The 12,896-nt window shown below is 56.4% G+C and carries 13 protein-coding genes and 1 pseudogene; 10 read left to right on the top strand and 4 right to left on the bottom strand.

The window, feature by feature from the left end:
* The 3 genes from ACLQ7H_RS20580 to ACLQ7H_RS20590 all read left to right on the top strand — a co-directional run.
* Positions 1–556 (top strand): PhnE/PtxC family ABC transporter permease (locus tag ACLQ7H_RS20580; RefSeq protein ID WP_411754268.1); only part of this gene is annotated, 556 nt, incomplete at its 5' end.
* 130 nt (positions 557–686) lie between these two features.
* Positions 687–1,151, top strand: a complete 465-nt coding sequence (locus ACLQ7H_RS20585; protein WP_411754269.1) for a DUF1456 family protein — start codon at positions 687–689, stop codon at positions 1,149–1,151.
* Positions 1,152–1,287: 136 nt separating this feature from the next.
* The gene (locus ACLQ7H_RS20590; RefSeq protein WP_411754270.1) at positions 1,288–2,226 is read left to right on the top strand and encodes a cation diffusion facilitator family transporter; all 939 of its coding nucleotides are present in this window, start codon (positions 1,288–1,290) and stop codon (positions 2,224–2,226) included.
* On the opposite strand, the gene ACLQ7H_RS20595 is transcribed toward ACLQ7H_RS20590, so the two are convergent.
* Both ACLQ7H_RS20595 and sseA read right to left on the bottom strand, forming a co-directional pair.
* Positions 2,221–2,733, bottom strand: coding sequence for an N-acetyltransferase family protein (locus tag ACLQ7H_RS20595; RefSeq protein ID WP_411754271.1), 513 nt, complete (start codon positions 2,731–2,733; stop codon positions 2,221–2,223). The two genes, ACLQ7H_RS20590 and ACLQ7H_RS20595, sit on opposite strands and share 6 nt — an antisense overlap.
* A 13-nt stretch (positions 2,734–2,746) precedes the next feature.
* On the bottom strand, positions 2,747–3,607 hold the full coding sequence (gene sseA / locus ACLQ7H_RS20600; protein WP_411754272.1) for a 3-mercaptopyruvate sulfurtransferase: 861 nt from the start codon (positions 3,605–3,607) through the stop codon (positions 2,747–2,749).
* A gap of 94 nt (positions 3,608–3,701) precedes the next feature.
* Between sseA and ACLQ7H_RS20605 the strand changes: the two genes are divergently transcribed.
* The gene (locus ACLQ7H_RS20605) at positions 3,702–4,124 is read left to right on the top strand and encodes an NUDIX hydrolase (protein WP_411754273.1); all 423 of its coding nucleotides are present in this window, start codon (positions 3,702–3,704) and stop codon (positions 4,122–4,124) included.
* Here the strand turns inward: ACLQ7H_RS20605 and ACLQ7H_RS20610 are convergent.
* A complete protein-coding gene (locus tag ACLQ7H_RS20610) occupies positions 4,095–4,607 on the bottom strand; it encodes a DUF523 domain-containing protein (protein WP_411754274.1) in 513 nt (170 codons plus the stop codon). The two genes, ACLQ7H_RS20605 and ACLQ7H_RS20610, sit on opposite strands and share 30 nt — an antisense overlap.
* 257 nt (positions 4,608–4,864) lie before the next feature.
* Here ACLQ7H_RS20610 and ACLQ7H_RS20615 point away from each other — a divergent pair, with 257 nt between their 5' ends.
* Complete coding sequence (locus ACLQ7H_RS20615) at positions 4,865–5,995, top strand: Gfo/Idh/MocA family protein (protein ID WP_411754275.1); 1,131 nt, start codon at positions 4,865–4,867, stop codon at positions 5,993–5,995.
* Positions 5,996–6,082: 87 nt separating this feature from the next.
* On the opposite strand, the pseudogene ACLQ7H_RS20620 reads toward ACLQ7H_RS20615, so the two are convergent.
* Positions 6,083–7,306, bottom strand: a pseudogene (locus tag ACLQ7H_RS20620) (amidohydrolase family protein); the annotation flags it as partial.
* 205 nt (positions 7,307–7,511) lie between these two features.
* On the opposite strand from ACLQ7H_RS20620, the gene ACLQ7H_RS20625 reads away from it, so the two are divergent.
* From ACLQ7H_RS20625 to ACLQ7H_RS20645, 5 genes are all read left to right on the top strand, one after another.
* Positions 7,512–8,543: a fatty acid desaturase gene (locus ACLQ7H_RS20625; RefSeq protein WP_411754276.1), complete on the top strand. Its 1,032-nt coding sequence runs from the start codon at positions 7,512–7,514 to the stop codon at positions 8,541–8,543.
* 29 nt (positions 8,544–8,572) lie between these two features.
* Positions 8,573–9,502 carry an ABC transporter substrate-binding protein gene (locus ACLQ7H_RS20630; RefSeq protein ID WP_411754277.1) on the top strand — a complete coding sequence of 310 codons (930 nt, stop codon included), beginning with the start codon at positions 8,573–8,575 and terminating at the stop codon, positions 9,500–9,502.
* Between the two features lie 440 nt (positions 9,503–9,942).
* On the top strand, positions 9,943–11,097 hold the full coding sequence (locus ACLQ7H_RS20635; RefSeq protein WP_411754280.1) for an ABC transporter permease: 1,155 nt from the start codon (positions 9,943–9,945) through the stop codon (positions 11,095–11,097).
* The gene (locus ACLQ7H_RS20640; RefSeq protein ID WP_411754278.1) at positions 11,094–12,029 is read left to right on the top strand and encodes an ABC transporter ATP-binding protein; all 936 of its coding nucleotides are present in this window, start codon (positions 11,094–11,096) and stop codon (positions 12,027–12,029) included. Before ACLQ7H_RS20635 ends, ACLQ7H_RS20640 begins: the two co-directional genes overlap by 4 nt.
* Complete coding sequence (locus ACLQ7H_RS20645) at positions 12,026–12,796, top strand: ABC transporter permease (RefSeq protein ID WP_411754279.1); 771 nt, start codon at positions 12,026–12,028, stop codon at positions 12,794–12,796. The genes ACLQ7H_RS20640 and ACLQ7H_RS20645 overlap by 4 nt, the downstream gene beginning before the upstream one ends.
* Positions 12,797–12,896 lie beyond the last annotated feature (100 nt).

Consider the following 12,896-nt stretch of genomic DNA (forward strand, 5'->3'; position numbering starts at 1 on the left):
ATTTCTTGCCGCGCGCAACGTGATGTCCTCGCCTGTGCTACGGCCAATTGCGGCGCTGGTACGCCGCCTGCTGGATATTCTGCGGGGGATTGATATGGCCATCTGGGGCCTGATTTTCGTGCGTGCCGTGGGCATGGGGCCGCTGGCCGGGGTGTTGGCCATCGTGATGCAGGATATCGGCCTGCTTGGCAAACTGTATGCCGAAGGCCACGAAGCGGTAGATAAATCCCCTAGCCGTGGGCTAACGGCGGTAGGTGCCAATGGCCTGCAAAAACACCGTTATGGCATTTTCACCCAATCTTTTCCGACCTTCCTGGCGCTGAGCCTGTACCAGATTGAGTCCAATACCCGGTCGGCGGCGGTGCTCGGTTTTGTCGGGGCAGGGGGGATCGGCCTGGTCTATGCCGAGAACATGCGGCTGTGGAACTGGGACGTCGTGATGTTTATCACCCTGATCCTGGTGGTGATCGTGATGCTGATGGACAAGGTCTCCGCCATCCTGCGTAACAAATATATCGTTGGCGAAGAAATTCCGCTTTACCCGAAAAATCATTAACCTCTGCGGGTAAACCCTGGTTTGCCCCTGGAAATTCCATTGAGAAACCCCCGCCGGATCCCTATACTGCCGCCATGCAAGGTGTGCAGCGCTGCACGCCTCTCCTGATTGACAAGCGAAAGGCTATTCCATGATTAACAATGATGTGCTGCGCAGCGTGCGCTACATGCTGGCTATTAATGACGCGAAGATGGTAGAAATCGTCAAGCTGGACGGTTTTGACGTCGATGTCGCAGCCATGGGGACCTACATGATCAAGGAAGGCGAGCCGGGTTTTGAAAACTGCCCCGACGAAGTGATGGCGCATTTCCTCAATGGCCTGGTGTTCTTCAAGCGTGGCAAGGACGATAAATTCCCGGCACCGGCGGTAGAGCTGCCAATCACCAACAACCTGGTGCTGAAAAAGCTGCGCGTGGCGTTTGAACTGAAAGATGTCGATCTGCACCAGATTTTTACCGCGGTGGAATTCCGCATCTCCAAGCCTGAGCTGAGCGCGCTGTTCCGCAAAGAAGGCACCAAAAACTACCGCCGATGTGGCGATCAGATGCTGCGCTATTTCCTGAAAGGGCTGACCCAGCGCATACGCGGCGCATAATCCTGCGTATCACGGTATCAGGCGTCCTCATTGAGGGCGCTTTTTTTTTGTGCACCCTGCATTTGTCGATCATACTCAGTATGATGCCGCTTGGCGGTAGAACATGTCCGAACTTTCCGACTGAAATAAGGGACTTATGACGACAGCCCCCACCACGTTGCCACCGGTGTTAACCAGCACGGCAATAGAACAAAAAATACTGCGCAGGTCGATCTTCTGTACGTTGTTTATCGCCTGTGCCGGGATCGTGTTTGGGATTGTCTGCGGTTCGATGTCGATCGTGTTTGACGGCATGTTCTCGGCGCTGGATGCGGGCATGTGTTCATTATCCCTGCTGGTGTCCCGCCTGCTGGGGCAACCCCATAGCCGCCGTTTTCAGTATGGGTTCTGGCATGTCGAACCGCTGGTGCTGGCATTTAACGGCAGTTTACTGACGTTGCTGTGTCTGTATGCCTTTGTGAATGCCGTCAAAGGCATTGCCGACGGAGGGCGCGAACTCGAGCTGGGTTGGGCGATTGTCTATGCCGTTACCGTCAGCCTTTTCTGCTTTACCCTCTACGTTAAGCAAACCCGGCTGAATAAGCAGGTTAAATCGGAACTGATCGCGCTGGATAACAAAAGCTGGCTGATGTCGGCCTGCATCAGTTCGGCGTTATTGGTGGCCTTTATTCTTTCCTGGCTAATGGAAGGAACCCGTTATGAATACCTCAACGTCTATGCCGACCCTGTCGCGCTGGCACTGTTGACGCTGGTCTTGATCCCGGTGCCGATCAAAACGGTAAAATCGGCCATTCAGGAGGTATTGCAGATGACGCCGGACAGCCTGGATGCCAAGGTGGAATCCATTATGGCGCAGCTGACGCTGGAGTATGGCTTCCTGGATTATTCCAATTACGCCACCCGCGTTGGCCGTGGGCTGTTTATTGAGATCCACATCGTGATCCCGCCAGAGATGGAACACAGCGGCGTACACAAGCTGGATAAAATCCGTGACCAGATAGCTGACGCCATTGGTGAAGATAGCCCGCACCGCTGGCTGACCATCTCCTTTACCCACAACGCCAAGTGGCTATAGGTTTTTCGCCATCACCCACATAGCAACGGATTGGCTGACGCTGGTATAGCTTTCCTCGCCCACGATCGTCATGCCTTGGCGCTGATAAAAGCGTTGGCCAGCCACGTTGCTTTTCAGCACGTCCAGCCACAGGATTTGTTGCTGCCTCTCAATGGCGCGTCGCTGTACTTCAGCAAATAGCTGCTCCCCATAGCTGCGTCCGGCAAAATGCGGCAGGAAATAGATCTTTTGCAGCTCGGCCCCGGAGTTTGCGGTTGCTGGCTGCAGGCTGTCGAAATTAAGCTTGGCGAAGCCTACCGGCGTCTCCTCCTCATAGGCCAGCAGCCAGCAAGTATTGCGGTCTTGCAATGAGGGCTCCAACGCTTGTTCGGCAAAATCCTTGGTCAGAAACGCCTGCAACTCCTGCTGGTTCTGCCAAAGTTCTGCAAAGTGAGCGAGGTAGCTGGCTATCCCGATGTCCCGCACGGTCGCTAAATCAGCGGGCAACGCTTGACGGATCGTGAACACGATAACCTCTTTGTTAGTGGTCAGTTGACTCATCTGGGGCGATCGGCTGCTTGCCGCTCAATGCACCCCATTCGCTCCAGGCACCGTCATAGAGTTTCACCTGCTTGGCACCCAGTGATTGCAGGCCAAAGGCCAGAACGGCGGCCGTGACGCCGGAGCCACAGCTGACGATGGTGGGGGCGTCGATAGCGACCCCTTTTTCATCGAAGGTTTTTTTCAGCGCCTCGAGTGATTTGAAACGTCCGTTCTCCAGCAGATCGCCATACGGAATATTTATACTGCCTGGAATATGGCCACGGTGCAGGCCAGGGCGCGGTTCTGGAGCTTGGGCATAGAAACGAGGTGCGGCACGGGCGTCTAGGATCTGCTGCTGGTCGTTCATCGCTTGTTCCACCTGCTGCATATCCACCACCGCTTCGGCATTGAAGTGCGCGCGGAAGGTCGCGGGGGTAGGCTGTGCGGGGCCGGTTTCCAAGGCGTTACCGCGTGATGTCCAACCTTGCAACCCTTCATCAAGCACGAATACGTGCTGCGCGCCGAAATTACGGAACGTCCACCAACCGCGTGGGGCAGAGAACTGATTGCCTCCATCATAGAAAACAAGGGTCTGCTGGTCATTGATCCCCAGTTTACCTGCGGCGGCGGCAAAGGCTTCTGCCGTGGGCAGCATATGCGGCAGCGCCGTATTTTTATCCGCGACGTCATCAATATCGAAATACACCGCACCGGGTATATGGCCCCGTTCAAATTCGGCCAACATGTCTTGCTTCGGCACCTGACCGACAGGCGCCATACGCACGTCAACCAGCGTCAGATTTTCATCGTTGATATGTTGCTCAAGCCATTGCGCGGTCACTAAAAAAGCAGAGTTCATGATTATTGTTCGCCTGTCAGGACAAAGAAGGTTTTCACTATACCTCAACGATCTTGCATATTGGTATGCTGCGGTTTGAAAGGGAGCGGGGCAGATGATTGACCAAGACTTTGGCGGGGCGAAAATCGCCTTGTTGTACGGCGGCCAGGTGCTGGTTTACCTGCGTGATGACAACCCGGCGATCCCTTGGCCCGGCTGCTGGGACTTGCCCGGCGGCGGACGTGAAGGGGATGAAACCCCGGTGCAATGTGTGCAACGGGAAACCGAGGAGGAGTTCGGTATTCTATTGCCTGCACGGCAAATTGTCTGGCAGCAGCGTTACGCCGGGATCACGCCTGGCTCGCCGCCCACCTGGTTTATGGTGGGGGAAATCACCCTCGCACAGATTGCGGCGATCCGCTTTGGCAATGAAGGGCAGTGCTGGCAAATGATGCCTGCGGATGAATTCGTGCTGCACCCGCAGGGCATTGCCCATCTGCGTCAGCGGCTAGCGGATCGCCTGGCCAAGCTCAACTAGCCGGACACGCTCGATCAACGCCTCGACCTGATGCTCGGAAAACACTTCGATGCCATGTTGGCGTAGTAGCTCAGCGGTGACGCCGCTACCGGGCTGGGTTTGGCCGTTGAATGCGCCGTTGTAGATGGTCTGGCTCCCGCAGGAAGGGCTGCGATCGCTCAATAGGGCAAAGCGGCAGCCATGCAGGCGGGCGGTATCCAGCGCCAGATGGGCACCCAGCAGATACTGGTCGGTGAGGTCGTTCCCTTGCGCGTCGATCACTCTGGCCTGGTTGGCTATCACCTCTGCGCCATTAGCTGCGGCCGCAATCTCTGCTGGTGGGCGCGGCGTAGAGAAACCGGCGGCCAATTCGGGGCAGCACACCACTAATCGTCCCTCCTTTTGCCACTGCTGTAAGGTAGTATCGATAACGGTTTTGCTGGAGGCGTTATAACGGACGTTGAAACCGGCCAGGCAGGCACTGAGCAAGATTTTCGGCGGCATGAGGAGTCTTCTGTTGAGGGGGCGAAAGTGTGGCATCAAGGCCACACGCTCGGCTTTATGATAGCAGCGTGGTTTAGCTTAATGCCAGCCGTACCTTCCCACTATTTTGCTTACCTTGTGTTCTTTATCCACCGCGTTATATGAGGGCAGTCACGGATCCGTGGCAAAGTTGATTATCGGCTTGTTAATGAAATTTAAATTTCATATAAATACATAATGATTTTTATTTTCCAAAAAAATAGGCAAGGGAGAAAACGATGAAACAGGTGCGCGTTGGATTGATCGGTACCGGCTATATTGGCCGCTGCCATGCTATCGCCTATGCACAGGCCGGCACGGTATTCCCGCTGAAAGGGGAGTTGGTGTTAGAGATGCTGGCGGAAGTGACACCCGAGCTGGCAGCGCAGCGGGCGGCGGAGTTTGGCTTCATGCGTTCAACCGGCGACTGGCACGAACTGGTGGCCGATCCTGCCATAGACGTGGTGGATATCTGCGCCCCGAACTTCCTGCATAAAGAGATGGCTCTGGCGGCAATTGCACAGGGCAAGCATGTTTATTCCGAGAAGCCGCTGGCGCTGAATGCGCAAGACGCCGCCGAGATGGTGCAGGCCGCGCGGGCCAAAGGGGTCAAAACTCTGGTGGGGTTCAACTATATGAAAAACCCGACCAGCCAACTGGCACGGGAAATCATCGCCAACGGTGAAATTGGCGAGGTGGTGCATTTCTACGGGACCCACAATGAAGATTATCTGGCCGACCCGCGTACGCCGATCGACTGGCACTGCCGCAAAGCCACCGCCGGGCTGGGAGCACTGGGCGATCTGGCGGCGCATATCGTGAACATGGCGCATTATCTGGTGGGGGATATTGTCGCGGTATCGGGCGATATGCAAACCCTGATCAAACAGCGGCCCGATCCGAACAACCCGGCCAAGATGTGCGAAGTCGAAAACGAAGATCAGGCCAGCGCGCTGGTGCGTTTTGCCAATGGCGCAATGGGCACCATAGAAACCTCACGCATTGCCTGCGGGCGCAAAATGGGTCTGACCTATGTGGTGACCGGCACCAAGGGCACCCTGAGTTTCACTCAAGAACGCATGGCCGAACTGAAACTGTATCGCCATGATGAACCGGCTGAGCGGCAGGGCTTCAAAACCATCATGGTAGGGCCAAAGCATCCGGATTACGCCGCATTCTGCATCAGCGCCGGGCATGGCATCGGTTTTAACGATCAGAAAACGGTGGAGATCCGCGATCTGGTCAATGGCATTGCCGCGGGTGATCGAATGTGGCCAGATTTTGAGGAAGGCTGGAAGGTGTCCTGCGTGCTGGATGCGATTGCTGCCTCCGCCGAACAGCGCCGCTGGTTGGATATCAACCGCGATTGACCCTGTTACCGGGAGGCTGCTAACTGTGCTATCCCGTAGGGCCTTGCATGCTGCACCCACTAGGCAACATACAAGGCCCTTGAACGGTTAAAACGCAAAGCAAGAACAGCCGAATGCGCCCCAGAAGGCATTCTCGTTGGAGATGGGAATGCTGGAACGGCGGGCGATGTCATGCTGGTGAGCATGAACGCCACAAGGGCCGCAACACTGGTGTGGCTGGCTTAATGCATCTACCTTGCTGGTGGTTGCGGGCGGTGCTGAGCGATAATGCCCCGGTACATTGACCACCGGTGACCACTCAGGCAATACCGGTAACGGCGGAGGAGAGAACGGCGAGAAACTGCCCGCAGCATAGACAACTTTGCCATCCACTACGGTCATGACCGACTCAATACCCTTGATCTGCTCCTCCGGTACGCTGAAGTAATCCTGTGACAGCACGGCCATATCCGCCAGTTGTCCCACCTTGATCTGGCCCTTTTTCCCTTGTTCGGTAGAGAACCAGGCACTGCCCTGTGTCCAAAGCATTAATGCCGTTTCACGATCCAGACGAGCCTGGTCGTCATACATTGCCATACCGCCGACCGTGCGGCCAGAAACCAGCCAGTACAGCGCTGTCCAAGGGTTGTAACTGGCGACGCGGGTGGCGTCGGTGCCTAATCCAACCGGCAGTTCAGCCGCCAGCATTTTAGCTACCGGAGGCGTCTGTTTGGTGGCTTCGATGCCATAGCGCTCGGCAAAGTATTCCCCTTGAAACGCCATGCGGTGCTGTACGGCAATGCCGCCCCCGAGGGCCTTCACCCGCTCGATATTTCGTTCAGAGATGGTTTCTGCATGGTCAAAAATCCAGTGCAGACCGGCAAAGGGGATCTCGCGGTTAACCTTCTCAAACACGTTCAGCATCCGGCCGATCGATTCATCGTAAGTGGCATGCAGACGGAACGGCCAGCGGTGTTCCACCAGATGGCGCACCACGCGTTCCAGCTCATCCTCGGTGCCTTCAGGCAAATCCGGGCGAGGTTGCAGAAAGTCTTCGAAGTCGGCCGCCGAAAACACCAGCATTTCACCCGCGCCGTTATGGCGGTAAAAGTCCGTTCCCTGCCCGGGTTTGAGCATATCCGTCCACAGCTGGAAGTCTTCCAACTCCTGCTTTGGCCGTTGGGTAAACAGGTTGTAGGCGATACGCAGGGTCAGCTGTTGTTTATCATGCAGTTCCGCGATGACCTGATAGTCCTCGGGATAGTTCTGGAAACCGCCGCCTGCATCAATCGCGCTGGTCAGGCCCAGGCGGTTGAGTTCGCGCATAAATTGCAAGTTTATGCCGTTACGGGGGAATGACTCTGAAGGTTGGCAAGGCAGGGCAGTCTAACGCATGGTCTGTTCTTGCCTGCCAGGATCGTCATCCATGCAGCTAACGTCATGATGCTGATTTTTAACTTTGCTTTACCACTTTTGTTATTTTGAGCGCCGATCCGCTTCGCCGATACTGATAAAAATAGCCTCAGCGAGCCAGAAAATGCCCTCAGACAAACCCCATAACCACTATCTGCACGACGAACAACGTGCCTGGATCCAACAGCTTAACCGGCAATGGGTCTGGCGGGTGGAACTGCCGACCTGGGGCATTATGCTGCTGGTTTACGGTAGTTGGTTTGGTGTGGTGCTTAACTGGCAGCAGCTTGGGCCTTGGCTGGGGGCGCCGTTGCTGACGGTGGCGACCAGTTGGTATCTCTCGTTGCAGCATGAGCTGATCCACGGCCATCCCACCCGTTGGCCACGGCTCAACCAACTGTTCGGCCTGCTGCCCCTGGCGGTGTGGTATCCCTACGGCCTGTACCGCGACAGCCATATTAAACATCACCGAGATAATCACCTGACCCAACCTGCCGAAGATCCGGAAAGCTACTATTTCAGTCGGGCGCAGTGGCAGCGTTTTCCTGTTTTGCTACCTCTGTTGGCCAAGGTGCGTAATACCCTGATTGGGCGAGTCACGCTTGGCCCGGCATTAGATATTATCGCTACCCTGTTCAATGCATTGAAAGCCATTCTGGCCGGAGATCTGCGAACCTTGGCGATGTGGCTGGTACAGGGTGTGCTGCTGGTGGCGCTGCTGGCCTGGCTGCAAACTCAGGGCATTTCTGCTGCATTTTATCTGCTGGCGGTGAGCTACCCGGCGCTGGGGTTGACCAAGATCCGTTCATTTTATGAGCATCGTGCGGTGGACGCTCCGCAGGCACGTTCTATTATTAATGAGGCATCTTGGCCGTGGCGGCTGCTGTTTCTCAATCTGAACTATCATTTAGTGCATCATGATTTACCCGGTTTGCCTTGGTATGGGCTGCGAAAGGTCTATCTGGCAGAGCAGCAAGCTTACCGGCAACGCAGCCAGGGGTTTGTAGTGCAGGGCTATGGCAACTGGTTTGTCGATCATGCCGTGACGCCGATTGCCGTTGAAGTACACCCGTTTGAACAGGAGAGAGTCGAGAAGCAGCATGTGATAGGCTGGACCCATACCGCGCAGGATTTTCCAATCGATCTGGCGAAATAGCCGGAAAGCATCATCAAAGAGGATAAAGCATGGCTATTACCCCATTACGCGCACGTTTTTTGGCATTGGCTTTGACCGTTCTGGCGGGAGCCTGCGGTGTTGCACAGGCGGCCGATACGGTACGCGTGGGTTCTAAAATTGATACCGAAGGCTCGCTACTTGGCAACATCATTGTGCAGGTGCTGGAAGCCAACGGCATCAAAACCACCAACAAACTGCAGCTAGGCACCACCAAGGTACTGCGTGGCGCCATCACTTCCGGCGAGATTGATATCTACCCGGAATACACCGGTAACGGGGCTTTTTTCTTCTCCGATGAAAAAGATCCGGCGTGGAAAAACGCTCAGGCCGGGTTCGAGAAAGTGAAGAAGCTCGACTATGACCAGAACAAGATCGTCTGGCTGGATGCCGCCCCGGCTAACAACACCTGGACGATCGCCGTTCGCCAGGACGTGGCGCAGGCCAACCATCTGAAAACCCTGGCAGATCTGGCCAAGTGGATCAACGAAGGTGGTAAGTTCAAACTGGCGGCATCGGCAGAGTTTATCGAACGCCCGGACGCACTACCGGCCTTCCAGAATGCTTATGGCTTCAAGCTTAATCAGGATCAGTTGCTGTCACTGGCTGGCGGCGATACGGCGGTGACCATCAAGGCGGCGGCGGAACAAACCTCTGGGGTGAATGCGGCGATGGCCTATGGCACCGATGGCCCTGTAGCCGCGCTGGGCCTGCAAACGTTGGAAGATCCGCAGGGCGTACAGCCGATCTACGCGCCAGCTCCGATCATCCGTGAAGCAACATTGCAGCAGCACGCCAATATCGCCGAGCTGCTCAAGCCGGTATTCGCCACGCTCGACGGCCCAACCTTACAGCAGCTGAATGCGCAGATCGCCGTAGAAGGCCAGGATGCCAAACAGGTGGCGGTCAATTACCTGAAACAGAAAGGGTTAATTAAGTAACCTTGATTCGATGACTGAATCTGATATTGCCCCTCACCCCAACCCTCTCCCACAGGGAGAGGGAGCTGATACGGAGCAGCCATTAAGGGCAGGATTCAATCTTTAGAACGTTTAATCCCCTCCCCGCAAGAGATGGAACGGATGCGGCGTTGGGGTTAGGTGCTGGCCCATTTGTGGCATGTTCAGCCCCCCTCTCCCACAGGGAGAGGGGGCTGATACGGAGCAGCCATTAAGGGCAGGATTCAATCTTTAGAACGTTTAATCCCCTCCCCGCAGGAGATGGAACGGATGCGGCGTTGGGGTTAGGTGCTGAAGCCCATTTGTGGCACGTTCAATCCCCTCTCCTTTGGTAGAGGGTTAGGGTGAGGGGACGTCAGCTTACGCGTAGCTATGCATTCTGCGCTTAACTGGCTAATTAGACCCTGGGAGTGATTTTGATTATTTTTTTGAAAAACCGCGTATTACTGACTTTGCTTATTTTGCTGCTGCTTGCGGCCTTTGGCCTGCCGTTCCTCAGTTATGCCCCTAATCGCCTACTGTCTGGCAAGAGTATCTCTCTGATTTCATTGTTGCATGGCCCAGCGCTGTGGCTGCTGCTGCCGCTGCTGGCATTGGCCGTGCTCAGCCTGTTGACCCCTACGCGCAATCGGGCGCGGCTGACCGCGTGCGTTGCCGCTGTTCTCTTGGCGATGATTTTTTGGTTGAGCGGCTATACCGCGCAACAACTGGCATTGCAGGGCTCGCCGTTGGCGCGTACTTCCTGGAGCAGCGGTTGTGCGCTGATGGCAGCATTGAGCGGCCTGATCGCCGCAGATGCCATGACGCGGATCACCCCCTCGCACCTGTGGCGCATTCTGGGTAACGTCTTGGTGATGCTACCTGCCGCGCTGTTGCTGTTTACCCATCAGTTGGACCAGCTTTCCCTGCTGAAGGAGTACCACAACCGGCAAGAGGTGTTTGACGCCGCGTTGCTACAGCATCTGACTATCTTGCTGGCGACCTTGGTTCCGGCTCTGCTGATTGGTGTGCCTTTAGGTGTGCTCTGTTTTCGCTCAACCCGCTGGCAGGCCCCGATCTTTTCTACGCTGAATATCATCCAGACCGTACCTTCCATTGCGTTGTTTGGTCTGTTGATCGCCCCGTTGGCCGGGCTGGCAGCAGCGCTACCTTGGCTGGCTAACTTGGGTATCAGCGGTATCGGCATGGCTCCGGCGATTGTGGCGTTGGTGCTCTATGCCCTGTTGCCGCTGGTGCGCAGCGTGGTTGCCGGTTTGCAAAGTGTGCCCGCCAGCGTGATTGAGTCCGCTAGCGGCATGGGAATGACGCGCGGGCAGATCTTCTTTGGCGTACAGCTGCCACTGGCATTGCCGCTGTTCCTGACCGGCGTGCGGATCCTGGCGGTGCAAACTGTGGGAATGGCCGTGGTGGCCGCGCTGATCGGTGCCGGAGGTTTTGGTGCGATTGTATTTCAAGGATTGCTCAGCAGCGCGCTGGATTTGGTGCTGCTCGGGGTGATCCCGGTGATCGCTATGGCAGTGATCGTCGATTCGCTGTTTAAATTCATAATTTCAATGTTGGAAGTGACTGCCAGATGATTGACTTTGACCGGGTAAGCAAGATTTTTCAGGGTAAACCGGCGGTGGACGATCTCTCGCTGAGCATGGCGGAAGGGGAGTTTACCGTGCTGATCGGCACTTCCGGCTCTGGCAAATCCACCACTTTGAAGATGATCAACCGCCTGATCGAGCATGATGAAGGCAAGATCAGGTTTGCCGGTGAGGAGATCCATAAGTTCAAGCCGCAGGATTTGCGCCGCCGTATGGGCTATGCCATCCAGTCGATCGGCCTGTTCCCTCATTGGACGGTGGAAGAGAATATCGCCACGGTGCCGCAGTTGCTGAAGTGGCCACGGGCACGGATCCGCGATCGGGTGACTGAGCTGATGGAACTGCTGCAACTGGAGCCGGAGCTGTTCCGCCGCCGCTATCCACATCAGCTTTCCGGCGGGCAACAGCAGCGGGTTGGAGTGGCACGGGCGCTGGCCGCCGATCCCGAGGTGTTGCTGATGGACGAACCCTTTGGGGCGCTCGATCCGGTGACTCGAGCCTCGCTACAGGCTGAGATTGCCCGCATTCATCAACTTTCTGGCCGCACTATCGTGCTGGTGACGCACGATATCGATGAGGCGCTGGGCCTGGCCGATCGGATCGTGCTGCTCGATCAGGGGCGAGTGGTGCAGCAGGGCACTCCGTTGGATCTGCTGACCAACCCGGTGAATGATTTTGTGCGTGATTTCTTTGGCCGCAGCGATCGGGGGATCAAGCTGCTGGCATTGGGCACGGTAGCCGAAAGGGTGCGGCCGGGCGAGGCGGAAGGGGAACCGATCCAGGCCATGATGAGCCTGCGTGAGGCGCTGTCGGTGTTTGTTGCCCGAGGCAGCGAACGTTTGCCGGTGGTTGACGAACAGGGGCAAGCGCTTGGCGTTTTGCATTTCAGCGATTTGATTACACACAAGGCGCTATCATGAACATCACGCGCTGGTGGCGCGATCCGCTGCCGTGGACTTTTGCTCTGCTAGTGGCGTTGGTCTTCGGCATGAACCATCTGTACGGCCTGTTTGCCGCTTGGTTCCCACAGTTGGATCGGCCAGTGTATCAGCAGGACAGCTTTTTCTCGCTGGTTGTTGCGCACTTATCGCTGGTGGCCGTATCGAGCCTGATTGCGGTAATGATTGGCGTTACTGCTGGCATTGCGGTGACGCGCGGCGCCGGGAGAGAGTTTCGCTCATTGGTGGAAACCGTGGTTGCCGTTGGGCAGACTTTTCCACCGGTTGCGGTATTGGCCGTGGCGGTACCGGTAATGGGCTTTAGTGAGCAGCCAGCGATTATTGCGTTGGTGCTGTATGGTTTATTACCGATCCTGCAAGGCACCTTGACCGGAATCGAGTCGGTCCCGGCGGGCACGCGTGAAGTGGCTCAAGGGGTGGGGATGAGTCGCTGGCAAATTTTGTGGCGCGTTGAGCTGCCGTTGGCGGCCCCGGTGATCGTCGCGGGGATCCGCACTTCGGTGATTATCAATATCGGCACGGCGGCGATAGCCTCGACGGTCGGCACCAAAACGCTGGGAACGCCGATCATCATTGGCCTGAGCGGCTTCAATACGGCGTATGTGATCCAGGGGGCGGTAGTGGTAGCGCTGTTGGCCATCATTACCGACATGCTGTTCGAACGCTGGGTACGCTACCTCACCGCCTGGCGCCAGCAACGTCTGACTGTCTCATCTTCTGCGGGGTAACTTCCATGGCGATAGTCTCTTTACCGATGTACGGCGTTAGCCACCAACAGGTGGAACCGTTCTGGCAGGCGCTACGCGATAAGCTGCGGCAACTGGGTAT

The organism is Serratia sp. (in: enterobacteria), from assembly GCF_046715635.1.
GTDB lineage: Bacteria > Pseudomonadota > Gammaproteobacteria > Enterobacterales > Enterobacteriaceae > Chania.

Bases quoted from the DNA above. Each gene is read 5' to 3' on its own strand.
- ACLQ7H_RS20640 (WP_411754278.1), top strand. From the start codon at position 11,094: ATGATTGACTTTGACCGGGTAAGCAAGATTTTTCAGGGTAAACCGGCG.
- ACLQ7H_RS20590 (WP_411754270.1), top strand. From the start codon at position 1,288: ATGACGACAGCCCCCACCACGTTGCCACCGGTGTTAACCAGCACGGCA.
- ACLQ7H_RS20625 (WP_411754276.1), top strand. From the start codon at position 7,512: ATGCCCTCAGACAAACCCCATAACCACTATCTGCACGACGAACAACGT.
- ACLQ7H_RS20610 (WP_411754274.1), bottom strand. From the start codon at position 4,607: ATGCCGCCGAAAATCTTGCTCAGTGCCTGCCTGGCCGGTTTCAACGTC.
- sseA (WP_411754272.1), bottom strand. From the start codon at position 3,607: ATGAACTCTGCTTTTTTAGTGACCGCGCAATGGCTTGAGCAACATATC.
- ACLQ7H_RS20630 (WP_411754277.1), top strand. From the start codon at position 8,573: ATGGCTATTACCCCATTACGCGCACGTTTTTTGGCATTGGCTTTGACC.
- ACLQ7H_RS20615 (WP_411754275.1), top strand. From the start codon at position 4,865: ATGAAACAGGTGCGCGTTGGATTGATCGGTACCGGCTATATTGGCCGC.
- ACLQ7H_RS20605 (WP_411754273.1), top strand. From the start codon at position 3,702: ATGATTGACCAAGACTTTGGCGGGGCGAAAATCGCCTTGTTGTACGGC.
- ACLQ7H_RS20585 (WP_411754269.1), top strand. From the start codon at position 687: ATGATTAACAATGATGTGCTGCGCAGCGTGCGCTACATGCTGGCTATT.
- ACLQ7H_RS20645 (WP_411754279.1), top strand. From the start codon at position 12,026: ATGAACATCACGCGCTGGTGGCGCGATCCGCTGCCGTGGACTTTTGCT.